The organism is Streptomyces sp. NPDC003393, from assembly GCF_053589015.1.
Genome location: NZ_JBSFRB010000019.1, coordinates 46,102 through 72,579, shown reverse-complemented (window position 1 = coordinate 72,579; position 26,478 = coordinate 46,102). Strand labels below are relative to the sequence as shown.

The 26,478-nt window shown below is 70.9% G+C and carries 19 protein-coding genes and 1 pseudogene; 9 read left to right on the top strand and 11 right to left on the bottom strand.

The genetic code is table 11. The annotated features are described in order from the left end of the window. Positions 1-40: 40 nt before the first annotated feature. From ACWDUZ_RS19960 to ACWDUZ_RS19930, 7 genes are all read right to left on the bottom strand, one after another. Positions 41-1,246 (bottom strand): acyl-CoA dehydrogenase family protein, encoded by a 1,206-nt coding sequence (locus tag ACWDUZ_RS19960; protein WP_451633114.1) that lies wholly within the window; start codon positions 1,244-1,246, stop codon positions 41-43. Positions 1,247-1,249: 3 nt separating this feature from the next. Beyond that, positions 1,250-1,807 carry a MaoC family dehydratase gene (locus ACWDUZ_RS19955; RefSeq protein WP_451633113.1) on the bottom strand — a complete coding sequence of 186 codons (558 nt, stop codon included), beginning with the start codon at positions 1,805-1,807 and terminating at the stop codon, positions 1,250-1,252. Between the two features lie 5 nt (positions 1,808-1,812). Further along, entirely contained in the window at positions 1,813-2,787 is a 975-nt protein-coding gene (locus ACWDUZ_RS19950; RefSeq protein WP_451633112.1) for an HpcH/HpaI aldolase/citrate lyase family protein, read from the bottom strand. Next, on the bottom strand, positions 2,784-4,832 hold the full coding sequence (locus ACWDUZ_RS19945; protein WP_451633111.1) for a protein meaA: 2,049 nt from the start codon (positions 4,830-4,832) through the stop codon (positions 2,784-2,786). The genes ACWDUZ_RS19950 and ACWDUZ_RS19945 overlap by 4 nt, the downstream gene beginning before the upstream one ends. Before the next feature lie 17 nt (positions 4,833-4,849). Further along, complete coding sequence (gene ccrA, locus ACWDUZ_RS19940) at positions 4,850-6,187, bottom strand: crotonyl-CoA carboxylase/reductase (RefSeq protein ID WP_451633167.1); 1,338 nt, start codon at positions 6,185-6,187, stop codon at positions 4,850-4,852. Between the two features lie 442 nt (positions 6,188-6,629). Continuing rightward, a complete protein-coding gene (locus tag ACWDUZ_RS19935) occupies positions 6,630-7,448 on the bottom strand; it encodes a TetR family transcriptional regulator (RefSeq protein ID WP_451633110.1) in 819 nt (272 codons plus the stop codon). 136 nt (positions 7,449-7,584) lie between these two features. After that, positions 7,585-9,390 carry a 3-hydroxyacyl-CoA dehydrogenase family protein gene (locus ACWDUZ_RS19930; protein WP_451633109.1) on the bottom strand — a complete coding sequence of 602 codons (1,806 nt, stop codon included), beginning with the start codon at positions 9,388-9,390 and terminating at the stop codon, positions 7,585-7,587. A 370-nt stretch (positions 9,391-9,760) separates the two neighbouring features. Between ACWDUZ_RS19930 and ACWDUZ_RS19925 the strand changes: the two genes are divergently transcribed. Beyond that, positions 9,761-10,336, top strand: a complete 576-nt coding sequence (locus ACWDUZ_RS19925; RefSeq protein ID WP_451633108.1) for an adenylosuccinate lyase — start codon at positions 9,761-9,763, stop codon at positions 10,334-10,336. A gap of 4 nt (positions 10,337-10,340) precedes the next feature. Here the strand turns inward: ACWDUZ_RS19925 and ACWDUZ_RS19920 are convergent, their stop codons facing one another. From ACWDUZ_RS19920 to ACWDUZ_RS19905, 4 genes and pseudogenes are all read right to left on the bottom strand, one after another. After that, on the bottom strand, positions 10,341-10,844 hold the full coding sequence (locus ACWDUZ_RS19920) for an N-acetyltransferase family protein (protein ID WP_451633107.1): 504 nt from the start codon (positions 10,842-10,844) through the stop codon (positions 10,341-10,343). A gap of 20 nt (positions 10,845-10,864) precedes the next feature. Next, a pseudogene (locus tag ACWDUZ_RS19915) lies at positions 10,865-11,211 on the bottom strand (Rid family hydrolase). A 60-nt stretch (positions 11,212-11,271) separates the two neighbouring features. After that, the gene (locus ACWDUZ_RS19910; RefSeq protein ID WP_451633106.1) at positions 11,272-12,867 is read right to left on the bottom strand and encodes an alpha/beta hydrolase; all 1,596 of its coding nucleotides are present in this window, start codon (positions 12,865-12,867) and stop codon (positions 11,272-11,274) included. 134 nt (positions 12,868-13,001) lie between these two features. Beyond that, a complete protein-coding gene (locus ACWDUZ_RS19905; RefSeq protein WP_451633166.1) occupies positions 13,002-14,072 on the bottom strand; it encodes an Rv2578c family radical SAM protein in 1,071 nt (356 codons plus the stop codon). A 198-nt stretch (positions 14,073-14,270) separates the two neighbouring features. Here ACWDUZ_RS19905 and ACWDUZ_RS19900 point away from each other — a divergent pair, with 198 nt between their 5' ends. The 8 genes from ACWDUZ_RS19900 (at position 14,271) to ACWDUZ_RS19865 (ending at position 26,474) form a co-directional block, all read left to right on the top strand. Next, complete coding sequence (locus ACWDUZ_RS19900) at positions 14,271-14,714, top strand: SRPBCC family protein (protein ID WP_451633105.1); 444 nt, start codon at positions 14,271-14,273, stop codon at positions 14,712-14,714. Positions 14,715-14,873: 159 nt separating this feature from the next. Further along, positions 14,874-17,351, top strand: a complete 2,478-nt coding sequence (locus tag ACWDUZ_RS19895; RefSeq protein WP_451633104.1) for an MFS transporter — start codon at positions 14,874-14,876, stop codon at positions 17,349-17,351. 280 nt (positions 17,352-17,631) lie between these two features. Next, on the top strand, positions 17,632-20,508 hold the full coding sequence (locus tag ACWDUZ_RS19890) for a bifunctional glycosyltransferase/CDP-glycerol:glycerophosphate glycerophosphotransferase (RefSeq protein WP_451633103.1): 2,877 nt from the start codon (positions 17,632-17,634) through the stop codon (positions 20,506-20,508). Then, positions 20,505-21,635, top strand: a complete 1,131-nt coding sequence (locus ACWDUZ_RS19885) for a glycosyltransferase (RefSeq protein ID WP_451633102.1) — start codon at positions 20,505-20,507, stop codon at positions 21,633-21,635. Before ACWDUZ_RS19890 ends, ACWDUZ_RS19885 begins: the two co-directional genes overlap by 4 nt. Before the next feature lie 167 nt (positions 21,636-21,802). Further along, positions 21,803-23,233, top strand: a complete 1,431-nt coding sequence (locus tag ACWDUZ_RS19880; protein ID WP_451633101.1) for a glutamate decarboxylase — start codon at positions 21,803-21,805, stop codon at positions 23,231-23,233. 15 nt (positions 23,234-23,248) lie between these two features. Beyond that, positions 23,249-24,118 carry a class II glutamine amidotransferase gene (locus ACWDUZ_RS19875; protein ID WP_451633100.1) on the top strand — a complete coding sequence of 290 codons (870 nt, stop codon included), beginning with the start codon at positions 23,249-23,251 and terminating at the stop codon, positions 24,116-24,118. Positions 24,119-24,343: 225 nt separating this feature from the next. Further along, the gene (locus tag ACWDUZ_RS19870) at positions 24,344-25,177 is read left to right on the top strand and encodes a M55 family metallopeptidase (RefSeq protein ID WP_451633099.1); all 834 of its coding nucleotides are present in this window, start codon (positions 24,344-24,346) and stop codon (positions 25,175-25,177) included. Beyond that, positions 25,170-26,474, top strand: coding sequence for a M20/M25/M40 family metallo-hydrolase (locus ACWDUZ_RS19865; RefSeq protein WP_451633098.1), 1,305 nt, complete (start codon positions 25,170-25,172; stop codon positions 26,472-26,474). The genes ACWDUZ_RS19870 and ACWDUZ_RS19865 overlap by 8 nt, the downstream gene beginning before the upstream one ends. Positions 26,475-26,478 lie beyond the last annotated feature (4 nt).

Here is a 26,478-nt window from a genome sequence, read left to right as displayed (position 1 = left end):
GTGATCTTCTTCTCCGAGAAAACACCCCGTACGCGGACAATCAGCCCTGGAACCGATACTCCTCGAGCAGTCTGCGGCCGATGATCATTTTCTGGATCTCGGCGGTACCTTCACCGATGAGCAGCATGGGGGCCTCACGATAGAGGCGCTCGATCTCGTACTCCTTCGAGAAGCCGTAGCCGCCGTGGATGCGGAAGGCGTCCTCGACGACCTCCTTGCAGTACTCGGAGGCCAGGTACTTCGCCATCCCGGCCTCGAGGTCGTTGCGCTGGCCGGAGTCCTTCTTCCGGGCCGCGTTCACCATCATGGCATGCGCGGCCTCGACCTTGGTGGCCATCTCCGCGAGTTTGAACTGAATGGCCTGATGCTGGGCGATCGGCTTGCCGAAGGTGTGCCGCTGCTGCGCGTACTGGACGCCCAGCTCGAAGGCGCGCTGGGCGACGCCGCAGCCGCGGGCGGCCACGTTGACCCGGCCGACCTCCACGCCGTCCATCATCTGGTAAAAACCGCGGCCGGTGGTGCCGCCGAGCACCCGGTCGGCCGGGATCCGCAGGCCGTCCATGATCAGCTCGGTGGTGTCGACGCCCTTGTAGCCCATCTTGTCGATCTTGCCCGGGACGGTGAGGCCGGGGCGGACCTCGCCGAACCCGGGCTCCTTCTCCACCAGGAAGGTCGTCATCGACTTGTGCGGTGCGGTGCCCTCGGGGTGACCCTCGTCACTTCGGACCAGGACCGCGACCAGCGAGGAGGTGCCACCGTTGGTCAGCCACATCTTCTGGCCGGTCAGGACGTACTCGTCGCCGTCCTTGACCGCCTTCGATGTGATTGCCGACACATCGGAGCCGAGCGCCGGCTCCGACATCGAGAACGCGCCCCGAATGTCCCCGAGGGCCATCTTCGGCAGGAAGTAGTCCTTCTGCTCCTGCGTGCCGTGCTGCTTGAGCATGTACGCGACGATGAAGTGGGTGTTGATGATGCCGGACACCGACATCCAGCCGCGCGCGATCTCCTCCACGCACAGCGCGTACGTCAGCAGCGACTCGCCCAGGCCCCCGTACTCCTCGGGGATCATCAGACCGAACAGGCCCAGCTCCTTGAGGCCGTCCACGATCTGCTGCGGGTACTCGTCACGGTGCTCCAGGTCGGTCGCGACCGGGATGATCTCCTTGTCGACAAAGTCACGGACGGTGGAGACGATCTCCTGCTGGACATCGGTCAGACCGGCGGTCTGGGCGAGACGGGCCATGGCCTACTTCTCCGTCTTTTCCGTAGGGGCGTTCAGTTCCGGGCGGCCCGGATGCTCTCCCCCAGTGCCCGAATGGCCTGGGAGGGGCCCCCAGCCGCGCTCCTTGATGTAGGTCTCGGTCGGCACCATGACCTTGCGGCGGAACACGCACACGAGGGTGCCGTCCTGCTTGTAGCCCTTGGTCTCGACATGGACGATGCCGCGGTCGTTCTTCGACTTCGACGGCCACTTGTCCAGCACCGTCGTCTCACCGTAGATCGTGTCGCCGTGGAAGGTGGGCGCCACGTGCCGCAGCGACTCGATCTCCAGGTTGGCGATCGCCTTGCCGGAGACGTCCGGCACCGACATGCCGAGCAGCAGGGAGTAGATGTAGTTGCCGACGACGACGTTCTTGCCGAAGTCAGTCGTCCGCTCCGCGTAGTTCGCGTCCATGTGGAGCGGGTGGTGGTTCATGGTGAGGAGACAGAACAGGTGGTCGTCGTACTCCGTGACCGTCTTGCCCGGCCAGTGCTTGTACACCGCGCCGACCTCGAACTCCTCGTAGGTCCGTCCGAACTGCATCGCGCTCAGGCCTCCGGAATCTCGAACTTCGACGTGCGGGTCATGCCGGCGGCGCGCCCCTTGCCCGCGATGACCAGGGCCATCTTGCGGCTGGCCTCGTCGATCATCTCGTCGCCGAGCATCGCCGAGCCCTTCTTGCCGCCCGCTTCGGACGTGCAGTACTCGTAGGCGTCCAGGATCAGCTCCGCGTGGTCGTAGTCCTCCTGGGAGGGCGAGAAGACCTCGTTGGCGGCGTCCACCTGGCCGGGGTGCAGCACCCACTTGCCGTCGAAGCCGAGCGCGGCGGCGCGACCGGCCACCTCGCGGAAGCCGTCGACGTTGCGGATCTGCAGGTAGGGGCCGTCGATCGCCTGGAGGTCGTTGGCGCGGGCCGCCATGAGGATCTTCATCAGGATGTAGTGGTAGGCGTCCGCCGGGTAGCCGGGCGGCTGCTCGCCCACGACGAGGGACTTCATGTTGATCGACGCCATGAAGTCGGCCGGGCCGAAGATGATCGTCTCGATGCGCGGGGAGGCCTGGGCGATCTCGTTGACGTTGTTGAGGCCCCGGGCGTTCTCGATCTGCGCCTCGATGCCGATGCGGCCCACCTCGAAGCCCATCGTCTTCTCGATCTGCGTCAACAGCAGATCGAGGGCGACGATCTGCTGGGCGTCCTGGACCTTCGGCAGCATGATGCAGTCGAGGTTGGGGCCGGCGCCCTCGACCACCGTCACGACGTCCCGGTACGTCCACTCGGTCGTCCAGTCGTTGACGCGCACCACCCTGGTCTTGCCCGTCCAGTCACCCTCGTTGAGGAACTTGACGATGGTGTGCCGTGCCTCCGGCTTGGCCAGCGGCGCGCACGCGTCCTCCAGGTCCAGGAAGACCTGGTCGGCGGGCAGGCCCTGCGCCTTCTCCAGGAAGCGGGGGTTGCTGCCCGGTACGGCCAGGCAGGAGCGCCGCGGGCGCAGTCGGTTGACCTGGGGAGCAGGGCTGGTCATGCGGGGACCTCCAGGGGGTCGAGCTTGTTCGCTGTGCGGATCTCGTCGACGATGCGGTCGATGATCCCGGTGATGTCGAAGTCCTTCGGGGTGAAGACGGCGGCCACACCGGCGGCTCTGAGCTGCTCGGCGTCACCGTTCGGGATGATGCCACCGGCGATCACGGGTATATCTGTGGCACCGGCCACACGGAGTCGGTGCAGCACGTCCGGCACCAGCTGGGCGTGCGAGCCGGACAGGACGGACAGGCCGACCGCGTGCACGTCCTCGGCGAGGGCCGCGTCCACGATCTGCTCAGGCGTCAGGCGTATGCCCTGGTAGACGACCTCGAACCCGGCGTCCCGGGCGCGGACGGCGATCTGCTCGGCGCCGTTGGAGTGGCCGTCCAGGCCGGGCTTGCCGACCAGGAAGCGCAGCTTGCCGACGCCGAGGTCACGCGCGGTGGCATCCACCTTCCGGCGGACGTCGGCCAGGGCCGAGCCCTCTTCGGCGGCCACCGCGACGGGCGCGGAGGACACGCCGGTGGGCGCCCGGAACTCGCCGAACACCTCCCGCAGCGCCCCGGCCCACTCCCCGGTCGTGACACCCGCCCGGGCGCACTCCAGGGTGACCTCCATGAGGTTGTCCGTGCCCTTGGCGGCCTCCTTCAGCCGCTCCAGCGCCTTGCAGGGGCGCGGGTGGTTGAACGGCGGCTGGTACCGGGTGTCGCGCCAGCACCCGAGCGAGGCGACGACCCGGGCCTCGACCGCCGGGTCGACCGTCTGGATCGCGGTGTCCAGGTCGGCCGTGAGCGGGTTCGGCTCCGTCCCCTCGAAGATGTTGACGCCGACGATCTTCTCCTGACCGGACTCGATACGGGCCCGGCGCTCGGCGTGCGAGGCGACCAGCTGCGACTTCAGATAGCCGGACTCCACGGCGGCCATCGCGCCGCCCATCTCCTGGATGTGCTCGATCTCGGCGGTCACCGCCTCGACCAGCTGCTCCACCTTCGCCTCGATCACCTTCGAGCCCTCGAAGATGTCGTCGTACTCCAGGAGGTCGCTCTCGTAGGCGAGCACCTGCTGGATGCGCAGCGACCACTGCTGGTCCCAGGGGCGGGGCAGGCCGAGCGCCTCGTTCCAGGCCGGCAACTGCACGGCACGCGCGCGTGCGTCCTTGGAGAGCGTGACGGCCAGCATCTCCAGCACGATCCGCTGGACGTTGTTCTCCGGCTGGGCCTCGGTCAGGCCGAGCGAGTTGACCTGGACGCCGTAGCGGAACCGGCGCTGCTTGGGATCCTCGATGCCGTAGCGCTCGCGCGTGATCCGGTCCCAGATCCGGCCGAAGGCGCGCATCTTGCACATCTCCTCGACGAAGCGGACGCCCGCGTTGACGAAGAAGGAGATGCGGGCGACCACGTCGCCCATGCGCTCCTGCGGGACCTGGCCGGAGTCGCGCACCGCGTCCAGGACGGCGATCGCGGTGGACATCGCGTACGCGATCTCCTGCACCGGCGTGGCGCCGGCCTCCTGGAGGTGGTAGCTGCAGATGTTGATCGGGTTCCACTTGGGGATGTGGGAGACCGTGTACGCGATCATGTCCGTCGTCAGCCGGAGCGACGGTCCCGGCGGGAAGACATGGGTTCCCCGGGACAGGTACTCCTTGACGATGTCGTTCTGGGTCGTGCCCTGGAGCTTGGTGATGTCCGCGCCCTGCTCCTCGGCGACGACCTGGTAGAGCGCCAGCAGCCACATGGCCGTGGCGTTGATCGTCATCGAGGTGTTCATCTGCTCCAGGGGGATGTCCTGGAACAGGCGGCGCATGTCACCGAGGTGGGCGATCGGCACGCCCACCCGGCCCACCTCGCCGCGGGCGAGGACGTGATCGGGGTCGTAGCCGGTCTGCGTCGGCAGGTCGAACGCCACCGACAGTCCGGTCTGGCCCTTGGCGAGGTTGCGCCGGTACAGCTCGTTGGACGCCTCGGCCGTGGAGTGGCCGGCGTAGGTCCGCATGAGCCACGGCCGGTCCTTCTCCCGCCTGCCTCCGGCGGGCTGACGCTCTGTCATCGATGACCTCCGCTGCCTCAGACGTTCCGGAAGCGGTTGATGGCGTCGACGTGCTCGGCGCGCATCTCCTGGTCGCGCACGCCGAGGCCCTCCTCGGGGGCCATGCAGAGCACGCCGACCTTGCCCTGGTGGAGGTTGCGGTGGACGTCGTAGGCGGCCTGGCCGGTGTCCTGGAGGGAGTAGACCCTCGACAGCGTCGGGTGGATCTTCCCCTTGGCCACCAGCCGGTTGGCCTCCCAGGCCTCGCGGTAGTTGGCGAAGTGCGAGCCGATGATCCGCTTCAGGGACATCCACAGGTAGCGATTGTCGTACTCGTGCTGGTAGCCCGAGGTCGAGGCGCAGGTGACGATGGTGCCGCCCTTGCGGGTGACGTACACGCTGGCGCCGAAGGTCTCTCGGCCCGGGTGCTCGAAGACGATGTCGACGTCCTCGCCGCCGGTGAGCTCGCGGATGCGCTTGCCGAAGCGCTTCCACTCCCTGGGGTCCTGGGTGTGCTCGTCCTTCCAGAACTTGTAGTCCTCGGCGGTCCGGTCGATGATCAGCTCGGCGCCCATCTTCCGGCAGATCTCGGCCTTCTGCTCGCTGGAGACGACGCAGATCGGGGTGGCGCCGCCGGCGAGGGCGAACTGGGTGGCGTACGAGCCGAGGCCGCCGCTGGCGCCCCAGATGAGCACGTTGTCGCCCTGCTTCATGCCGGCACCGTTGCGGGAGACCAGCTGGCGGTAGGCGGTGGAGTTGACCAGGCCCGGGGCTGCTGCCTCCTCCCACGACAGATGCGCGGGCTTCGGCATCAGCTGGTTGGACTTCACCAGGGCGATCTCCGCCAGGCCGCCGAAGTTGGTCTCGAAGCCCCAGATCCGCTGCTCGGGGTCGAGCATGGTGTCGTTGTGGCCGTCGGAGGACTCCAGCTCGACGGACAGGCAGTGGGCGACGACCTCGTCACCGGGCTTCCAGGCGTTCACGCCCGGGCCGGTGCGCAGGACGACGCCCGCGAGGTCGGAGCCGATGATGTGGTACGGCAGGTCGTGCCGCCGGGTGAGCTCCGAGAGCCTGCCGTAGCGCTCCAGGAAGCCGAACGTCGGCAGCGGCTCGAAGATCGAGGTCCACACGGAGTTGTAGTTGACCGAGGAGGCCATGACGGCCACCAGGGCCTCGCCCGGGCCCAGCTCGGGCACGGGGACCTCGTCCAGGTGGATCGACTTGCGCGGGTCCTTGTCGCGGGTGTCAAGGCCCGCGAACATCTCCGTCTCGTCCTTGTGCACGGTGATCGCGCGGTACGACTCGGGGAGCGGCAGTGCGGCGAAGTCGGCGGGCGTGGAGTCCGGCGACTGGATCGCGTCCAGGATGTCCTTCACGGTCACGGTGTTGCCTCCGGCGATGAGCGCCCTGAGGGAGGGGCGCTGAGGGTTGCGTCGGTGCTGCTGAGGGGTGGGTGAGGGTGCCGTCGGTTCGGCGGGGGTGGTGTTGTGGCAGCGCTTTGTGGCGCGGGAGGTTGCCTGTGACGCAGGCGTCCGGACATGCGGGCCATGGGGCCGCAGGGACAGTCGGCATGCGGTGCGGTCGCTGCACGCCGGTCGCCCGGACCTCTTCAACGTATGACACCCCGTGTCAGTCGGCAAGGCACTGAGTGCCATAACTTCCGCTCAGACGAAATCTTTACGCAACAAATGAGCGATGATCGATCGAATCGGGTCGCAGAGCCTGTCGAAAAGGGCCCCTGACATGCCAAAACGGCCACCCCGCAGGGTGGCCGTTCTCACAGCGACTCCGGCCCTCCCAGGCCGTCGCGCGCGGGGGTCAGCGCTCCTTCAGCGCCTCCTCGATGGTCCGCATCACCTCGTCCAGCGGCGCGTCGGTGCGGGCGATGGTCACCAGGACGTCGCCCTGCCGGGAGGCAGCGGCCGGTGCGGCCTGAGCGGGCTGGGAGGCGGTCGTGCGGCCGGCCCCGATCCCGGTGCCGAAGGTCTTGCGGACGATGGCGAAGGCGTGGTCCAGCTGCGCCTCCACGTCCCCCTGGCCGTCGGCCCGCAGCCAGCGCCGCAGCACATGGTTGTGCGCGGTGACCACCGCCGAGGCGGCGACCTCGGCCAGCAGCGGGTCGTCGTTGGCGTCGTCGGCGTGCGCGCGCTCGTCGAAGTGGCCCAGCAGATAACGGGTGAACAGACGCTCGTAGCGGGCCACCGAGGCGATCTCCGCCTCCCGCAGCGTGGGCACCTCGCGCGTCAGCCGGTAGCGGGCGACCGAGATCTCCGGCTGGGCGGCGTACATCTTCATGACTTCCTTGATGCCACGGCACACCGTGTCGAGCGGGTGCTCGTGCGCGGGGGCGGCGTTGAGCACCGCCTCGGCGCGGATCAGGGTGTCGTCGTGGTCGGGGAAGATCGCCTCTTCCTTGGAGCGGAAGTGACGGAAGAAGGTGCGGCGGGCGACCCCGGCCGCCGCGGCGATCTCGTCGACCGTGGTCGCCTCGTACCCCTTGGTCGCGAACAGCTCCATCGCGGCGGCGGCCAGTTCCCGGCGCATCTTGAGTCGCTGGGCGGCCGCGCGGGAGCCCGCGGCGCTCTCCGGCGCGTCGGGCGTGGCTGGTGTGCGTGAGGACCTGGCGGGCTGGGACATGCCCTGAACGTACTGCATGCGTGCGCCCCGGTGCGCAGGTCCCCGGCTTGCCCCGTGCCCGGCGGGCGCGGGCGGGGCGGCGGGCTCCAGCAGACCGCCCCACTCCCGTCCCGCCGGGAACCGGTCGCCTCCTCGGTCAGCGGCGGGCATATTCGCGGAAACCGCGGCCGGTCTTGCGGCCGAGGCAGCCCGCGGCCACCAGGTGCTCCAGCAGGGGCGCCGGGGCCAGACCCGGGTCGCGGAACTCGCGGTGCAGGACCTTCTCGATGGCCAGCGACACGTCCAGGCCGACCACGTCCAGCAGCTCGAACGGCCCCATCGGATAGCCGCCGCCCAGCCTCATCGCCGCGTCGATGTCGTCCAGGGACGCGTAGTGCTCCTGCACCATCTTGATCGCGTTGTTGAGGTACGGGAACAGCAGCGCGTTGACGATGAAGCCCGCGCGGTCGCCGCAGTCCACCGCGTGCTTGCGGATCTTCCCGCACACCTCGCGGACCGTCGCGTGGACGTCGTCCCCCGTCAGCACCGTGCGCACCACCTCGACCAGCTTCATCGCCGGCGCGGGGTTGAAGAAGTGCATGCCGATCACGTCCTGCGGGCGCGAGGTGGCCCGCGCACAGGCGACCACCGGCAGCGAGGAGGTGGTGGTGGCGAGCACCGCGCCCGGCTTGCAGACCTTGTCCAGCGTCGCGAACAACTGCTGCTTGACCGCAAGATCCTCGGCGACGGCCTCCAGCGCCAGGTCCACGTCGGCGAAGTCGTCGTAGCTGCCCGTCGCGGTGATCCGGTCCAGGGTCTGCGCGGCCGCCTCCGGGGTCAGCCGCCCCTTGTCGACGGAGCGGGACAGCGACTTGCCGATACGGGCCTTCGCGGCCTGCGCCTTCTCCGGGCTGCGCGCCGCGAGCACCACCTCGTACCCGGCCTTCGCGAACACCTCCGCGATGCCGGAGGCCATGGTCCCCGAGCCGGCGACGCCGACCGAGCGGACGGGGCGGCCGGGGGTGAGGGTGCCGCCGTCCAGCGGGGTCAGCGCGTCCCGCACGACCGTGCCGCTGCCCGGGGCCTCGTAGGTGTAGAACCCGCGGCCCGCCTTGCGGCCGGTCAGACCCGCCTCGCTGAGCTGCTTGAGGATCGGCGCGGGCGCGTGCAGCCGGTCGCGCGACTCGGCGTACATGGCGTCCAGGACCGTGCGCGCGGTGTCGACGCCGATCAGGTCGAGCAGCGCGAGGGGACCCATCGGCAGGCCGCAGCCCAGCCGCATCGCGGCGTCGATGTCCTCGCGGGAGGCGTACTTCGCCTCGTACATGGCGGCGGCCTGGTTGAGGTAGCCGAACAGCAGTCCGTCCGCGACGAACCCGGGCCGGTCGCCGACCGCGACGGGCTCCTTGCCCAGCTCCACCGCGAGGTCGGTGACGGCGGCGACGGCCTGCGGCGCGGTCAGCACGGAGGAGACCACCTCGACCAGCTTCATCGCCGGCGCCGGATTGAAGAAGTGCAGGCCGAGCACCCGCTCGGGGTGCGCCGAGTCGGCGGCCAGGCGGGTGACGGACAGGGCGTTGGTGCCGGTCGCCAGGATCGCCCCGGGCCGCACGATGCCGTCCAGCTCGCGGAAGATCTGCTGCTTGATCTCGTACGACTCCGGTGTCACCTCGATGACCAGGTCGGCGTCGGCCGCCGCGGTCAGCTCGGTGGAGGTGCGCACCCGGGCGAGCAGCTCCGCGCGCTGCTGTGCGGTGAGCCGGCCGCGCTCGACGGCATGGGCGGTGGAGAGCTCCAGGGCGGCGACGGACCGGGCGGCCGCCGCCTCGCTGACGTCGATGCCGACGACCTCGCGGCCGGCCCGGGCGAGGACTTCGGTGATGCCGGTGCCCATGGTGCCCAGGCCGACGACGGCGATCGTCTTCAGCGGGGACAGAGAGGTGTCGGAGAGGGGAGTGGCCATCGCGGGACTCCAGGAATGAGGGTGACGACTGGGAACGCGGCCCGGCGCGCGAAGAGGCGCGCACCGGGTGCGGGAAAAGGGATGCGGGTGTCTCCGGGCTGCGAGCGCACGCGCCCGGTGCCGATCACCGAGGGCGCGCACACGCCCGGGCGACGGCAAAATATCGACCGGCTCTGTCCCCAGCCGAGTCGTACTGCGGTACCTGACGTACCGAACCGACAACTCTCGCGGCGGCTGCGTCACCAGGCCGCTGCGAGGTGGTGCGAGTGGGTGACTCGCTCGTCTGAGCTTAACTCGCCGGTAACGAGCGCGCCAGCCCCCCGGGTTTGTGAGGTAGGTCCCGGGCAGGACAGCCCTTAGGGTGGGTTCCGTGGACGAAGAGTTGCGATCGCTCACGGAGCGCTTACGGCAGGAGTCCGGCGGCACGGCGGCGTACCGGCGGCTGGAGGCCACCGACGATCCGGAGGAACTGGCCGAGGTCCTCACGGCTCCCGGGCAGCCGCTGTGGGCCAGGGAGCTGGCGGCCTTCCGGCTGGGGCTGGCGGGCGACCGCAGGGCCTTCGAGTCCCTGGTCCTGCTCCTGAACCACCGTGAGGCCCAGCGCTGCGCCGACGCCGCCCGTGCCCTGGCCCGCCTCGGCGATCCCCGCACCGCCCGGGCGGCGGCGGCCCTGGCCACCAACGAACTGCGCGTCGCCTACGCGCTGCACCCCGTGCGCCTGCTGGTGGAACTGCGCGCCCCCGAGTCCGTCCCCGCGCTGATCACCACCCTGGAACGCCGGCTGCGCCCGCACGACCCCTACCGCCGGGTGGCCCTCGCCTGCGTCGAAGGGCTCGGCGCGCTCGGCGACGCACGGGCCCGTCCCGTGCTCGGCGAGGCCCTGGCCCATCCGGCCCTCGCCGAGGCCGCGGTACGGGCGCTGGCCAGGATCCCGAAGCAGCGCTGACCGCCTATCCCGGCAGATCCCGGGCGTACCGCACCTCCGGCACCAGGATTCCGCCCGCCTCGAAGGGCTCCTCGGCGCCGTCCGGGCGGAACCCGGCCCGCTCGTAGAAGCGCCGGGCGCCGGCGTTCTCCTTGAGCACCCACAGGAGCATCCGCCCGCGCCCCGCGGCCCCGCACTGCCGCACCGCCTCCGACAGCAGTGCCCGCCCGATGCCGCCGCCGCACCGCCCGGGGTCCACGTAGATGGCGTACAGCTCGGCCTCCGCCGTGCGGGTCTCGCCGTCCCGGTACGGTCCGTGACACGCCCAGCCCACGACGGTGCCGTCCTCGCTCTCCGCGACCAGGTTCACCACGGCACGGTCGCCCCGCGCGAAGAGGGTGCGGCGGCGCTCGGCGTCGCGCTCCACGCTGAGCGCGTCCAGGTACGGCTGCGGCATCAGGCCCTGGTAGGCGCACTGCCAGCCGCGTACGCGGATCTCGGCGACCCGGTCGCAGTCCGCGAGCGTCATGGTCCGTACCCGGGGCCGGCTCACTCGCCCACCACCGCGAACGCCTCGCTCTCCATCAGGAACTCCGGGCGGGCCACAGGGCGGCCACCTGGACCGCCGAGGAGGCGGGCAGGCGGTCGTCCGGTATGGGGGCGGCGCGGGCCTCGCGGACGGCAGGCATGTGGCTCATGTCCGTGACGACGTAGGTGAGTTCGACGACGTCGTGGAAGCCCGCACCGGCGGCGGCGAGGCAGCGGCGCCTGCCGTCCTCGTCCGGCGCAAGCCGGCCGGAGCCCGCGACGAAGCGGCCGGTGCCCATGACGACACGGGTGTACTGCGCGGCGGGGGCGACCCCTTCGGGGGCGGGGATCAGGGTCGGTTCGGTCATGGCCCCATGGTGGACCACCCATCCGGCGACCGGGGCACGGCCCCGCCCCCGACTGCCGGATCAGCCGCGGAAGCCCACCAGCCCGTGCAGCGTCGCACCCCGCGACGCGCCGGACGAGGAGGGGATTGCCGACGCCTTCGTGCGCTGCGGCTTGGGATCGGGCAGCTTCTCGCACACCGCGTCGGCCGCGCCGGCCCGGCCGCGCGGCACCGTGCCGTCCGTCAGATACCGCGTCAGGTACCCGTCCAGGCAGCCGTTCCCGCTCAGCGTGATGCCGTGGTTGCCGCCACCCCGCTCGACCACCAGGGAGGAACGGGCGAGGAGGTGATGGACCCTCACCCCGCCCTCGTAGGGGGTCGCCGCGTCGTCGGTCGCCTGGAACAACAACACCGGCGGCAGCTTGTCGTTGGCGACGTCCATCGGACGCCGGGGCGCGGTCGGCCAGAACGCGCACGGCGCGTTGTACCAGGCGTTGTTCCAGGTCATGAACGGCGACTTGCCGTACACCGCCCAGTTGTCCGCGCGCCACCGCTTCCAGTCGTGGGGCCAGGAGGCGTCACGGCACTGCACCGAGGTGTAGACGCTGTAGCCGTTGGCGCCCGCGGCGTCCACGGCGCCGTGGTCGGCGTAGGCCTGTACGAGCGGTTCGGTCTTCCCCTCGTTGACGTACGCCGCGAACGCCCGGGCGAGGGCGGGCCAGTAGCCGTTGTAGTAGCCGCCCGGGATGAAGGTGTCCTCCAGTTCGGAGGCGCCGACCTTGCCGTCCGCGGGGTGCCGGGCGAGCGCCGCCCGCATCCGGTACCACTTGGCCTCGACCACCGCCGGATCCCTGCCCAGCCGGTACGTCGAGTCGTACTCGGCGATCCAGGCCATGAGAGCGCGGTGGCGGTCGTCGAAGGCATGGTCCTGCTGGAGGTTGTCGTCGTACCAGACCCCGGCCGGGTCGACGACGGAGTCCAGGACCAGACGGCGCACCCGCTCGGGGAAGAGCTTGGCGTACACCGTGCCGAGATAGGTGCCGTAGGAGTAGCCGAAGTAGTTGATCCTCCGTGCGCCGAGGGCCCGGCGGATCGAGTCCATGTCCCTGGCCGCATCGACGGTGTCGATGTACGGCAGCAGGCTCGCGTACTTCCGGCCGCAGGCGGCCGCGTAGGACCGGACGCGCGCGAGGTTGGCCTTCTCCAGCGCGGGGGTCCTCGGTACCGAGTCCGGGCGCACCGGCTTGAAGTAGTCCGGCGCGCATGTGAGGGCCGGTTCGGAGGCTCCCACGCCGCGCGGGTCGAAACCGATGACGTCGTACTGCGCCGCGATGGCCTTGGGCAGCGAGGAGGCCACGAAGGAGGCGAGCGAGAGTCCGCTGGCGCCGGGGCCGCCCGGGTTGACCAGCAGGGGCCCCTGGTAGGTCTTCGCGGTGTGCGGAACGCGGGACAGCGCCAGGGTGATCTGCCGCCCGGACGGATGCCGGTGGTCCAGCGGCACCTTCAGGGATCCGCACTGCAGCGTCGGATGGGCGGTGGTGCCGCACTTCCTCCAGTCGACCGCGGAGGCCCGGACGGCGGCCGCGGGGTGCGACGGGCTCGCGTCGGCGGGGACGGCCGTGACGGAACCGGCGACGACGGCGGCGGCGCCGAACAGTGCGGCGACGCGTTTTCTCATGCGTCCTCCCAGGACGGAGAGGCTGCGGACCGCTGGTCCGGCGGTCCTCGCCGATCGTCCCGGAAAGCTCCGCGGTAAGAACGCGTTCCTGCGATTGTTGACCCGATCGGGCCGTGCGATGCGCTCGAACGACCTCAGAGAAGCGTGAGTTGGACCGGCTCGGGCGCCGAGGACGGATGCGGTGCGGCGGTGTCCGGCTCCGCCGGGCGGATACGCCGCGGCATGCCCGCGCGCGTGGGCCCGATGCCGTACTCCTGAGCCAGGTCGTGGACCTGACGGGTGATCCGGCGCTGGTACCACTTCGGGGCGTAGGCGCCCTCGGCGTACAGGCGCTCGTAGCGGCGCACCAGATGCGGGTGGTGCCGGCCGAGCCACGCCATGAACCACTCGCGGGCGCCGGGCCGCAGATGCAGCGTGAGCGGGGTGACCGAGGTGGCCCCGGCCGCCGCGATCGCGCGTACCGTCGCCCGCAGCTGGGCCGGGTGGTCGCTCAGGAACGGGATCACCGGGGCCATCAGCACCCCGCAGCCGATGCCGTGCTCGCCCAGGGTGCGGACGACGTCCAGGCGGCGTTCCGGCGCGGGCGTCCCCGGTTCCACGGTGCGCCACAGCTCGGGGTCGGTGAAGCCGACGGAGACGGAGATGCCCACCTCGGTGACCTCGGCCGCCTGCGTCAGCAGGTCCAGGTCGCGCAGGATGAGCGTGCCCTTGGTCAGGATCGAGAACGGGTTCGCCTGGTCGCGCAGGGCGGTCAGGATGCCCGGCATCAGACGGTAGCGGCCCTCGGCCCGCTGGTAGCAGTCGACGTTGGTGCCCATCGCGATGTGCTCCCCCTGCCAGCGGCGCGAGGCCAGCTGGCGGCGCAGCAGCTCCGGCGCGTTCACCTTGACCACGATCTGGGAGTCGAAGCCGAGCCCGGTGTCCAGGTCCAGATAGCTGTGCGTCTTGCGCGCGAAGCAGTACACGCACGCGTGCGTGCAGCCCCGGTAGGGGTTGACGGTCCACTCGAACGGCATGCGGGAGGCGCCCGGCACGCGGTTGATGATCGAGCGGGCCCGGATCTCGTGGAAGGTGATCCCGCGGAACTCGGGCGTGTCGAAGGTGCGGGTGGTGACCGCGTCCGCGCCGAAGAGCGCGGCGTCGGCCCGGCTGTGTTCAAGGGCTCCGGAGCCCCCGGAGTCCGCTGTGAGGTTGTCCCAGCGCATCACGCCTCCCTTGTTCGGTGGCACTGGGAAGCAGAATAGAACATGTGTTCCCTTGATCGTGCGGACGATCGCTCCGCCGCCGTTCCTGATCGCCCGGGTCGCCGGATCCGATCACTTGCCGGACCCCGATTTGGGGTCCCGGCACAGGGGTGGTTGGCTGTGTGCCAACCCCGAGAACGGATGTCCTGGAGGAACCCCATGGCGCAGGTCGAGGCCACTACGGAGCGGGTCGTCGCGGCGGACGCGGAGAAGGTGTTCGACGCCCTCGCCGACTACAGCGGCACCCGTGAACGGCTGCTGCCCGAGCACTTCAGCGAGTACGAGGTGCGCGAGGGCGGGGACGGCGAGGGCACCCTCGTCCACTGGAAGCTCCAGGCCACCAGCAAGCGGATCCGTGACTGCCTCATGGAGGTGAGCGAGCCCACCGACGGCGAGCTCGTCGAGAAGGACCGGAACTCCTCCATGGTCACCACCTGGCGGGTCACCCCGGCCGGCGAGGGCCGCTCCCGGGTCGTCGTCACCACCACCTGGAAGGGCGCCGGCGGCATCGGCGGCTTCTTCGAGAAGACGTTCGCACCGAAGGGCCTCGCCCGGATCTACGACGCCCTGCTCGGCAAGCTCGCCGCCGAGGTCGAGAAGTAGATCGGGGGTCACAACTCACCTCTCGGCGGGCCCTGTTGGCCTCTCACCGGTTCGAGTGATCTCCCCACAGCCTTGCCCAACGCCGTAACTCGTCGCGCTTGTGCGTAGTTGTCGCGTTACGCGTGGACATGGCGCGGTACGGCGACGAGGGAGAGGCGCGTGGGCGGGATCACTCTGGTGCAGGACGAACCGGTCGTGCCGCCGCCCCCGGACACCGCCGCGGCGGCGCCGGCCGCACCCCCGACGGCCGCGGAGCCGGACGCCGCCCCCCTGCTCGGTCGCCGCCGGGTGCGGCTGGTCTTCCTCGGCCTGATGCTCGCGCTGCTGCTCGCCGCGCTCGACCAGATGATCGTGGCCACCGCGCTGCCCAAGATCGTCGGTGAGCTGCACGGCCTGGACAAGATGTCCTGGGCGATCACCGCGTACCTGCTCACGGCCACCGTCGGGCTGCCCGTCTACGGCAAACTGGGCGACCTCATCGGCCGCAAGAGCGTGTTCCAGTTCGCCATCGGCGTCTTCGTCGTCGGCTCGGCGCTGGCCGGCCGGGCCGAGACCATGGACCAGATGATCGCCTTCCGGGCCGTGCAGGGAATCGGCGCCGGCGGACTGATGATCGGCGTGCAGGCCATCATCGCGGACATCGTGCCGCCCCGCGAGCGCGGCCGGTTCATGGGACTCATCGGCGCGGCCTTCGGCCTCGCCTCCGTCGCCGGGCCGCTGCTCGGCGGGTACTTCACCGACCACCTGTCCTGGCGCTGGTGCTTCTACATCAACGTGCCCTTCGGCCTGGTCACGTTCGCTGTCGTCGCGGTCGTCCTGAAACTGCCCAGAACCCGGGTCAGGGCCCGCTTCGACGTGCCGGGCACCCTGCTGCTCGCCGCCGCCTCCACCTGTCTGGTGCTGCTGACCAGTTGGGGCGGCACCGAGTACGCCTGGGGGTCGCACGTCATCATCGGCCTCGGCGCCGGAGCCGCCGCGGCCGCCGTTCTCTTCGTCGTCGCCGAGCACTTCGCCGCCGAGCCCCTCATCCCGCTGCGCCTGTTCCGCGACTCCGTCTTCAACGTCAGCGGCCTGGTCGGGCTCGTCGTCGGCGTGGCGCTGTTCGGTGCGGCCAGCTACCTTCCGACCTTCCTCCAGATGGCCGACGGCGCCTCGGCCACCGAGTCCGGACTGCTGATGCTGCCCATGATGGGCGGCGTCGTGGGGGCGTCGATCCTCTCCGGGCAGCTCATCAGCCACACGGGCCGCTACCGGATCTACCCGGTCCTCGGCTGCGCCCTGTCCGCCGTCGGCATGTGGCTGCTGTCCCGTCTGGAGATCGGCACCAGCCGGCTGGAGTACAGCGTCTGGATGGCCGTGCTCGGCGCCGGCATCGGCCTGGTCATGCCGGTCCTGGTGCTCGCCGTGCAGAACTCCGTGCGCCCCGCCGACCTCGGCACGGCGACCAGCGCCAACAACTACTTCCGGCAGATCGGCGGCAGCGTCGGCGCCGCCGTCTTCGGCACCCTGTTCGCCGACCGGCTCGCCGACGCCCTGCACGACCGCCTTCCCGCACGCGCGGGCGCCGGCCTGCCCGACCCGGAGTCGGTCACCCCTCAGGTGGTGCACACACTGCCGCCGGCCCTGCGCGACGCCTACGTCCAGGCCTACGCCGACGCCATGCCGCGCATCTTCCTCTACCTCGTGCCGGTCCTGGTGCTCGGTCTGCTCATCGCCTTCTTGCTCAAGGAGAAACCGCTGGTGTCCCACAACACCCCCGCCGCACCCTACGAGGCCGCACCCGGCTACGAGGCCGCGCCCGTCCACGGCACGGAGCCCGCCGCGCCGGCCACCGGCGCCTCGGCCCCGGGCGTGCCACAGGCACGTTCCCCGTACCCCGCCGGCATCCCCGTCTGCGGCACGGTGCAGCACGCGGACGGCACCGTCGTGCCCCGCGCGGCGCTCACCCTCATCGACGTCGGCGGCCGTCAGATCGGGCGCGGCGCGAGCGGCGAGGACGGGCGGTACGCGCTGTCCACGCCGGGCCCCGGGTCGTACGTCCTGATCGCCGCCGCCGGGGGACACCAGCCGCAGGCGGTCTCCGTGACCGTCGGCGAGCGGCCCGTCGAACTCGACGTCGTCCTCGGCGGTGCCGGCCGTCTGGCGGGGACGGTGTGCACCGCGGACGGCACCCCGGTGCGGGACGCCGCCGTCACCCTGACCAACGTGCACGGCGAGGTCGTCGCGAGCACCCGCAGCGGACGCGAGGGCGGCTACGTCATCACCGAGCTGGTCGCCGGGGAGTACACCCTGGCCGCCAGCGCCCCCGCCTTCCGCCCGACCGCACTCCCCGTGAGCGTGCGGGCCTCGCGGGAGACCCGCCAGGACGTGGAACTGGCGGGCGGCGCCGTGCTGCGCGGCACGGTGCGAGCCGGTGGCGGGCGGCCCGTGGAGGACGCGCGTGTCACCCTGCTCGACGCGGCCGGCAATGTCGTCGACACGCTCACCACGGGACCGGACGGAACGTTCCGCTTCGTGGATCTGTCCTCCGGCGAGTACACCGTGATCGCGGCCGGCTACCCACCGGTCGCCACGGTGCTCCAGGTGGCGGGCGGTGGCCGCACGGAACGAGACCTTCAGCTCGGCCACGAGGACTGATCGGGCCGCCGGCCCCGCTCTTCTCGATCCCGGCGAACTTCCGCTTGTCACCGCAGAGTTCACACCCGACGGCCACCGCATCGACCTGCCCTCGACGTGGCACGTGGCCGGCCGGACCCGGTGAGGGATGCCCGCCGGCGGGCGGTCTGCGTGTCTGTGAGGCGGCGTATTGTCGCATTGACGTAGTTTGGCGGGGGTGGTGATCGGGCCGTCCCCTACAGCCTGTAGGGTTACGTCCACTCCCGCCGTACGCCGAACGGAACAGAGACGAGAGGTGGCCGTGTCGACCGTCGCGCCCGATCCGGACGTCAGTGTTGTCGTCATCGTCTACAACGACGAAGAGAGACTTCCGACGGCCGTGGGTTCCGTTCTCGAGCAAACATTGCGCAATGTCGAGGTGATCATCGCCGACGACTGCTCGACGGACGGCTCCTACGAGGTCGCGCAGGCGCTCGCCGCGGCTCACCCCGGCAAGGTCCGCGCCATCCGGCTGCCGGAGAACAGCGGCGGCTGCGGAGAGCCGCGCAACCAGGGCGTGAAGGTGGCCCGCGGCCGGTACGTGATGTTCCTGGACAGCGACGACACGCTGGAGCGCAACGCGTGCCGCAACATGGTCGAGGCCGCCGACCGCACCGACGCCGACCTCGTCTCCGCCCTGTGTGTCCGGGTCCACACCGACAGCCGGCACGACAAGCGGGTCCAGTGGTACCCCTGGCTGTACCGCGAGACCCGCACCCTCGACTCCGTCGCCGAACTGCCGGACCTGTTCGTCTTCGACACCCTGTCGACGAACAAGTGCTACCGGCGCGACTTCCTCCTCGGCAACGACCTCGCCTTCCCGCGCGGCATCCACTACGAGGACCTGCTCTTCTCGGCCCAGGCCTACCTGGCCGCGCGCCGGATCACGCTCATCCCCAACACGGTCTACTTCTGGAACGTGGTCCAGAAGACCGCCGTGAAGTCCATCAGCAACCGGCGCAACGAGATCAGCAACTTCGCCGACCGGGTGGAGATCCACCGCCGTATCGACGCCATCCTGAAGCGCCAGGGCCAGGACGAGCTGAAGCTGCGCAAGGACATCAAGTTCCTCAAGCACGACCTGGTGCTGTACCTGCGGGAACTGCCCTTCCTCGACGACGACTACCGACACCGCTTCGCCGAGCTGGCCCGCGGCTACGTCCACGACTTCCCCGAGGCGGCCTACGCCGAGCTCGACCGCGTCCACGCCATCTGCGCCCAGCTGCTGCTGCGCGAGGACTGGACCGACCTGATGCCGGCCATCGACACGCTGCTGAACCGCAGCAAGATCTCCGCACCGCTGACCGAGCGGGACGGTCGCGTCTACTGGACCGACCGCTACCTGGACGACGAGGAGATGCGCTCCGTCCTGGACGTCACCGCGCTCGGTTACCACGCCAAGCAGCTCCACCAGATGTACCTGCGCAACCGGCTCACCGAGTACGTCGCGCGCGACGGCGAGGTGGTGCTCGCCGGCGAGGTCGTCAACCCGCTGCACACCATCCCCGCGGACGCGAGGCTCGGCGCCGAGCTGGAGTTCCGAGCCCGCCGCCGCAGCCTTCAGACCTTCACGTTCCCGGTGGCCGCCCCGCGCCACCAGGGCGACACGATCGCCTGGCGGGCCGAGGTGCCGCTGGCCCGGCGGCTCAGGCCGCTCGGCATCGTCGACGACGTCTGGGACGTGCGGCTGCACCTCACCGTCGACGGCAGGCGGACCACCAGCCGGCTCACCGTCGGCGCCGTCGACCTGGAGCACGCCGAGCACGTCCCCGTCCGGCCGCGGCTCACCCGCCTGATGGCGGACCGTCTGGAGGCCCAGGTGTCCGCCAAGGGCCATCTGGCCTTCCGGCTCACCCAGCACGGCCGGCTCGCCCGCACCGGGCGCGCCGCCGTGGAACGCAATCTGCACGGCCGCCCCGCCCGGGCCGCCAAGGGCGCCTACCGCAAACTGCGGGCCCTGCGCAGTGACCTGAACTCCGGCACCCGCAAACTCCAGGTCTACGAGCGGATGCTGACCAGACTGCCGGTTCGCAAGGGCACCGTCGTCTTCGAGAGCCACCTCGGCAAGCAGTACAGCGACAGCCCGCGCGCGATCTACGAGGAACTGCGGCGCCGCGGCACGCCGATCACCCCGATCTGGTCCTACGCCGGCGAGCGCCCCCGGGGCTTCCCGAAGGACGCGCAGCTGGTGCGCCGCTGGTCGTGGGGATACCTCAAGGCGCTCGCCCAGGCCGAGTACTGGATCGACAACCAGGGCTACCCGCTACGCCTGACCAAGCGCCCGGAGACGACGTACATCCAGACCTGGCACGGCTCCGCGCTGAAGCGGATGGGCTTCGACGAGCCCGGCCTGAAGATGCTGTCCGAGCCGGAGCAGCGCGCCTACCAGCAGGCCCTGGACCGCTTCGACCACTTCGTGGTGCGCAGCGAGCACGACGTACGCACCCTGGCCCGCGCCTACCGCATCCCCGAGGGCAAGCTGCTGCGCACCGGCTACCCGCGCAACGACGCCCTGGTGCGGGCCCGGCAGGGTGCCGCGCCCGCCCCCGAGGCGCGCCGGCTCGCCGAACGCCTCGGCATCGACGCCGGCCGGCGGGTCCTGCTGTACGCGCCCACGTTCCGCGCCCGTTCCGACGGCCGGGTGAAGGACTTCGAGTTCCCGTTCGACATCGAGGACTTCGCCGCCCGTTTCGGTGACGACTGCACCCTGCTCGTGCGGGCGCACTACCTCAACCGGCTCACCCTGCCCCCGTCGGTGGCCGGACGCGTGATCGACGTCAGCGCGGAGCCGGACATCACCCCGCTGATGCTGCTCGCCGACGCCCTGATCACCGACTACTCCTCCGTGATGTTCGACTACGCCCTGCTCCAGCGGCCCATCGTGTTCTACGCACACGACTGGGAGGAGTACGCCCAGGACAGCCGGGGCACCTACTTCGACCTGCTCGCCGAGGCGCCGGGCCCCGTCCCGCGCACCGCCGAGGAACTCTTCGACGTGCTCGGCGACCTGAGCGCCGTGGGCGCGGCCCACGAGGCGCGGCTGAAGGAGTTCGTGGACAAGTACGGTGAGTACGACCGCGGCGACGCCGCGGCACAGATCGTGGACCGTTTCTTCGGCCCCGCGGGAGAGGCCCGATGACCCAGCGCGACATCTTCTTCGTGGCCAACGAGGTCGACGAACTCGGCGGCGTGGGCCGCTGGCAGACCCAGATGGCCCGGTTGCTGGCCGACCGGGGCCACCGGGTCACCGTCATCGGCATCGCCCCCGCCCACCATCCGATGGACCTCGGCGAGCCCCCGTTCCGGACCGAGACGCTGTACGTCCGCCGGCCGCCCGGCCGTCCGCGGGCGCGCCGCCTGCTGGGCCCCGCCGACCCGGCCGTACGCCGGCACGAGGCCCATATGCGCACCGCCGCCGCCCGGCTCACGACGCTGTTCCACGCCGCCCGGCCCGGCGCGATGATCATCGTCACACAGGTGTGGGCGATGGAGTGGGTGGCGCTCGCGGACACCACCGGGCACCGTGTCATCGGCATGACCCACGAGTCCTTCGAGACGTGCCGCAAGAGCGCCCGGTTCGCACGGGTGAAGAAGTACTTCAAGGACGTCGACCGGCTGCTGGCGCTCACTCAGGAGGACGCCGACCGATGGGTCGGCGAGGGACTGAACAACCTCGGGTTCCTGCCGAACCCGCTGCCGATCGTGCCCGACACGCCCTCGCAGCGCACCGAGAAGGTGGTCGCGAGCGTCGGCCGGCTCTCCCACGAGAAGGGCGTCGACCTGCTCCTGGACGCCTGGGCCGAGGCCGTGCAGCGGCAGCCCGGCTGGACCCTGCGCATCTACGGCACGGGAGAGGCGGAGGCGGAGCTGCGGCAGCGGTGCGCGGACCTCGGGCTGGAGGACTCGGTGGACTTCGCCGGGCAGACCGACGACGTGCCCGGGGCGCTGTGCGCCTCCTCCGTGTTCGTGCAGTCCTCACGCGGTGAGGGCTTCCCGCTGGTGCTGCTCGAGGCGATGGCCTGCGGCGTGCCCTGCGTGGCGTTCGACTGCGCGCCCGGTGTGCGCGAGATCGTCCGCCACGAGGAGGACGGGCTGCTGGCCCGGCCCGGCAACACCTTCGAACTCGCCCGGCACCTGGTCCGGTTGATGTCCGACGAACAGCTGCGCGACGCCATGGGCGAGCAGGCGCTGCGCAGCGCACGGCGGTTCGACCCGGAGACGATCACCGACCGATGGGAAGAGCTCTTCGACTTCCTGGAGCGCTGACCCGGGCGCCGGCCCCGGCCGCTGGGTCCGGGAGACGGGCCTCGGTCACAGGTCCCGGCCCGCCCGCCGTCGGCCGAACGCCGGCGGCGGGCCGCCCGGGACGGTCCGGGCACTCACCCACGCGAAGATCCAACGGCGACACCGACGACGCATGGAGGACGGAGCGCATGACCGTGAGGCATTCCCCTGACCACCGCGGCGAGAGCCGGGAACTGGCGGTCAATCCCCTCTTCAGCCGGGAACCCCTGCGGGTGCCGCGCTACGAGCTGCCACAGGAGCAGATGGACCCCGACACCGCCTACCAGGTGGTGCACGACGAGCTGATGCTCGACGGCAACGCCCGCCAGAACCTGGCGACGTTCGTCTCCACCTGGGCCGAACCCCAGGCCCTGCGGCTGATGGCCGAGTGCGCCCACAAGAACATGATCGACAAGGACGAGTATCCGCAGACCGCGGAGCTCGAACTGCGGTGCGTCCACATGCTCGCCCGGCTGTGGCACGCCGAGGACCCGCGGCACGCGATCGGGTGCTCGACGACCGGATCGAGCGAGGCGGCGATGCTCGGCGGACTGGCCCTCAAGCGGCGCTGGCGGCACCGCCGCCGAGCCGAGGGCCGGCCCACCGACCGGCCCAATCTGGTCATGGGCATCAACGTGCAGATCTGCTGGGACAAGTTCGCCGACTACTTCGAGGTCGAGCCGCGCTATGTGCCGATGGAGGGGGACCGGTACCACCTCAGCCCCGAGAAGGCCGTCGAGCTGTGCGACGAGAACACCATCGGGGTCGTCGCCGTGCTGGGCTCCACCTTCGACGGCAGCTACGAACCGGTCGCCGGCATCGCGGCCGCCCTGGACGACCTTCAGACCCGCACCGGACTGGACATCCCCGTCCATGTCGACGCCGCGTCCGGAGGGATGATCGCCCCCTTCCTCGATCCGGACCTGGTGTGGGACTTCCGGCTGCCGAGGGTGGCCTCCATCAACACCTCCGGCCACAAGTACGGCCTGGTCATGCCCGGCGTCGGCTGGGCCCTGTGGCGGGACCGGGACTCCCTCCCCGACGACCTGGTCTTCCACGTCAACTACCTCGGCGGCGACATGCCGACCTTCGCGCTGAACTTCTCCCGGCCGGGCGCGCAGGTCGTCGCCCAGTACTACAACTTCCTGCGGCTGGGCTTCGACGGCTACCGGCGCGTTCAGCAGACCTCCCGCGACGTCGCCACCCGGCTGGCAACCGAGATCGCGGCACTCGGCCCGTTCGAACTGATCACCCACGGCGACGAGCTTCCCGTCTTCGCCTTCCGGGTGCGCGAGGGCATCGGCAGCTTCAGCGTCTTCGACGTCTCCGCCGCCCTGCGGGAACGCGGCTGGCTCGTGCCCGCGTACACCTTCCCGAAGGACCGCACCGACCTCGCGGTGCTGCGCGTCGTGATCCGCAACGGCTTCAGCCACGACCTGGCCGACCTGCTCCTTCAGGACCTGCGCCGCGTCCTGACCCGGCTGGAGAAGCAGCCCGAGCCGCACCGCAGCGCCGACGACACCAACTGCTTCACACACGGCGCGGAGACGAAGCACGTAGGCCACCCGGAACGCCACTGACCGAGGAGGGACCCGATGTGCCGCCTCTTCGGCCTCAGCAGCGCCCCGCTGCGCACGCACGCCACGTTCTGGCTCCTCGACGCCCCCGACAGCCTCAGCCGGCAGAGCCACCGCGATCCCGACGGCACCGGTCTCGGCTACTTCTCCGCCGACGGTACCCCGCACGTGGACAAGGCCCCGATCGCGGCCTACGCGGACCGCGCCTTCGCCGAGGACGCCCGTCAGGTGGAGTCCGCCACCTTCCTCGCCCATGTGCGCTACGCCTCCACCGGCAGCCTGGACGCCCGCAACACCCACCCCTTCGAGCAGGACGGGCGGCTGTTCGCGCACAACGGGGTCGTCGAGGGCCTCGACCGGCTCGACGACCACCTGGGCGAGGACCGGGCCCTGGTCCGCGGGGACACCGACTCCGAGCGGCTCTTCGCCCTCATCACCCGGGAGGTCCGGCGCCACGGCGGCGACGTCGCCGCCGGCATCGAGCACGCCACCCGCTGGATCGCCCGGAACCTGCCCGTCTACGCCCTCAACCTCGTCCTCGTCACCCCCGACCGGCTGTGGGCGCTGCGCTACCCCGACACGCACGAGCTGTACGTCCTCGAGCGCCCGGCCGGCGGCCCGTGCGGCACGCGGCACCTGGACCACAGCGGCAGTCACGGTCGCCTGCGGGTGCACTCCGCCCGTCTGGCCGACCGTCCCGCCGTGGTGGTCGCCAGCGAACGCATGGACGACAACCCCGGCTGGCGTCTCTTGAAGCCGGGCGAACTGCTCGCCGTGGGAGCCGACCTGCACACCACCCGCCGTGTCGTCCTGCCCGGCCCGCCCGCGCACCGGCTCACCCTGGCCGACCTGCGCCCCGCCGCGGCCGCTTCCCAGCAGGCCGCCTAGCCGCACCGCGGGACCGGATCGGCACATCGGATCGGCTTGTGGGACCGGCCGTTGGCCGGTGGGCGCGGACCGGCCGCGTCCGGCGGCGGAGCCCGCCGTTCCACGACCGGCCGTTTCCGGAGAAATGGCTGGTCGTAGACCGTACGAGGGTCTTCAGTGGTCCGGACCACCGACAGTTGTCCACAGCTCTGGCCGAGGCGGCCGGGCAGCGCGTACGGTCGAGCCATGAAGATCCTCATCAGCGCCGACATGGAAGGCGCCACCGGGGTGACCTGGCCCGCCGACGTGCTGCCGGGCACACCGCAGTGGGAGCGGTGCCGATCGATGTTCACCTCCGATGTCAACGCAGCCGTGCTGGGATTCTTCGACGGCGGCGCCGACGAGGTCGTCATCAACGAGGCTCACTGGTCCATGCGCAATCTGCTGCTCGAACGGCTGGACGAGCGAGCCCAGATGCTCACCGGGCGGCACAAGTCGCTGTCCATGGTGGAGGGCGTGCAGCACGGCGACGTGGACGGGGTCGCCTTCGTCGGCTACCACGCGGGGGCCGGCATGGAGGGTGTGCTCGCCCACACCTACCTCGCCAACTCCATCACCGGGGTGTGGCTGAACGACGTACGGGCCAGCGAGGGCCTGCTCAACGCCCATGTGGTCGCCGAGTACGGTGTGCCGGTCGTCCTGGTCACGGGCGACGACGTGGCCTGCGAGGACGCGCTCGGGTACGCACCCGAGGCGCGGAAGGTCGCGGTGAAGGACCACGTGTCGCGGTACGCGGCCGTGTGCCGTACGCCGGCCCGGACCGCCGCCGACATCCGCGCGGCGGCCAAGGAGGCGACCTCGCTGGCGGTGCGCCAGGAGCCGGTGAGCGGCGGACCGTTCACGATCGCCCTGGAGTTCGACGCCGAGCACCTGGCCATGGCCGCCACCGTCGTCCCCGGCGTGGCCCGCGCCGGCGAGCGCAAGGTCGCGTACACCAGCGACACCATGTACGAGGGAATCCGGACCTTCAAGGCGGTCACGACGATCGTCTCGTCCGCGGTGGAGGAGCAGTATGGCTGACACGCTCGCGCTGGACGAGGTCGTCCGTTTCACGTCCGACCTGATCCGCATCGACACCACCAACCGGGGCGGCGGCGACTGCCGGGAGCGCCCGGCCGCCGAGTACGCCGCCGAACAGCTTTCCGGAGCCGGCCTGGAACCGCTGCTGCTGGAGCGCACCCCGGGCCGGACCAATGTGGTCGCCCGGGTGGAGGGCACCGACCCGTCGGCGCCCGCACTGCTCGTCCACGGCCACCTGGACGTGGTGCCCGCACAGGCCGCGGACTGGAGCGTGCACCCGTTCTCCGGCGAGATCCGCGACGGCGTCGTGTGGGGCCGGGGCGCGGTCGACATGAAGAACATGGACGCGATGATCCTCGCCGTGGTCCGTGGCTGGGCCCGGCTGGGCGTGCGGCCGCGCCGCGACGTGGTGATCGCGTTCACGGCGGACGAGGAGGCCAGCGCCGAGGACGGCTCCGGCTTCCTGGCCGACGAGCACCCGGAGTTGTTCGAGGGCTGCACCGAGGGCGTCAGCGAGTCCGGGGCCTACACCTTCCACGACGGCGCCGGACGGCAGATCTACCCCATCGCGGCCGGAGAGCGAGGCACCGCCTGGCTGAAGTTGACCGCGCGCGGCCGGGCGGGCCACGGATCCAAGGTGAACAAGGAGAACGCGGTGACCCGGCTCGCCGCCGCCGTCGCCCGGATCGGCGCCCACGAGTGGCCGCTGCGCCTCACCCCGACCGTCCGGGCGGCCCTCACCGAACTCGCCGCCCTGTACGGCGTGGACGCCGACCTGCGGAACGTGGACGCGCTGCTGGACAAGCTCGGCCCGGCCGCCCGGCTCGTCGAGGCCACCCTGCGAGACAGCGCCAACCCCACCATGTTCGAAGCCGGATACAAGATCAACGTCATCCCGGGGGAGGCCGTCGCCCATGTCGACGGACGATACCTGCCCGGGGGCGAAGAGGAGTTCCGCGCCACCCTCGACCAGCTGACCGGCCCGGACGTGGACTGGGAGTTCCACCACCGGGAGGTGGCACTCCAGGCGCCGGTCGACTCCTCGACCTTCCGGGCGATGCGCGCCGCGGTGGAGGAGTTCGCGCCCGAGGGACACGTGGTGCCGTTCTGCATGGCGGGAGGCACCGACGCCAAGCAGTTCTCGCGGCTCGGCATCACCGGTTACGGCTTCTCGCCGCTGAAGCTGCCGGAGGGCTTCGACTACAACGCCCTCTTCCACGGCGTGGACGAACGGGTCCCCGTCGAGGCGTTGCACTTCGGTGTCCGTGTCCTGGACCGCTTCCTGCGGACCGCCTGATCAC

Excerpts from the sequence above, each read along its gene's own strand:
- ACWDUZ_RS19870 (WP_451633099.1), top strand. The coding sequence starts at position 24,344 with ATGAAGATCCTCATCAGCGCCGACATGGAAGGCGCCACCGGGGTGACC.
- ACWDUZ_RS19905 (WP_451633166.1), bottom strand. The coding sequence starts at position 14,072 with ATGCGCTGGGACAACCTCACAGCGGACTCCGGGGGCTCCGGAGCCCTT.
- ACWDUZ_RS19955 (WP_451633113.1), bottom strand. The coding sequence starts at position 1,807 with ATGCAGTTCGGACGGACCTACGAGGAGTTCGAGGTCGGCGCGGTGTAC.
- ACWDUZ_RS19960 (WP_451633114.1), bottom strand. The coding sequence starts at position 1,246 with ATGGCCCGTCTCGCCCAGACCGCCGGTCTGACCGATGTCCAGCAGGAG.
- ACWDUZ_RS19920 (WP_451633107.1), bottom strand. The coding sequence starts at position 10,844 with ATGACGCTCGCGGACTGCGACCGGGTCGCCGAGATCCGCGTACGCGGC.
- ACWDUZ_RS19865 (WP_451633098.1), top strand. The coding sequence starts at position 25,170 with ATGGCTGACACGCTCGCGCTGGACGAGGTCGTCCGTTTCACGTCCGAC.
- ACWDUZ_RS19910 (WP_451633106.1), bottom strand. The coding sequence starts at position 12,867 with ATGAGAAAACGCGTCGCCGCACTGTTCGGCGCCGCCGCCGTCGTCGCC.
- ACWDUZ_RS19930 (WP_451633109.1), bottom strand. The coding sequence starts at position 9,390 with ATGGCCACTCCCCTCTCCGACACCTCTCTGTCCCCGCTGAAGACGATC.
- ACWDUZ_RS19935 (WP_451633110.1), bottom strand. The coding sequence starts at position 7,448 with ATGTCCCAGCCCGCCAGGTCCTCACGCACACCAGCCACGCCCGACGCG.
- ACWDUZ_RS19900 (WP_451633105.1), top strand. The coding sequence starts at position 14,271 with ATGGCGCAGGTCGAGGCCACTACGGAGCGGGTCGTCGCGGCGGACGCG.
- ACWDUZ_RS19950 (WP_451633112.1), bottom strand. The coding sequence starts at position 2,787 with ATGACCAGCCCTGCTCCCCAGGTCAACCGACTGCGCCCGCGGCGCTCC.
- ACWDUZ_RS19875 (WP_451633100.1), top strand. The coding sequence starts at position 23,249 with ATGTGCCGCCTCTTCGGCCTCAGCAGCGCCCCGCTGCGCACGCACGCC.
- ACWDUZ_RS19945 (WP_451633111.1), bottom strand. The coding sequence starts at position 4,832 with ATGACAGAGCGTCAGCCCGCCGGAGGCAGGCGGGAGAAGGACCGGCCG.
- ACWDUZ_RS19880 (WP_451633101.1), top strand. The coding sequence starts at position 21,803 with ATGACCGTGAGGCATTCCCCTGACCACCGCGGCGAGAGCCGGGAACTG.
- ACWDUZ_RS19885 (WP_451633102.1), top strand. The coding sequence starts at position 20,505 with ATGACCCAGCGCGACATCTTCTTCGTGGCCAACGAGGTCGACGAACTC.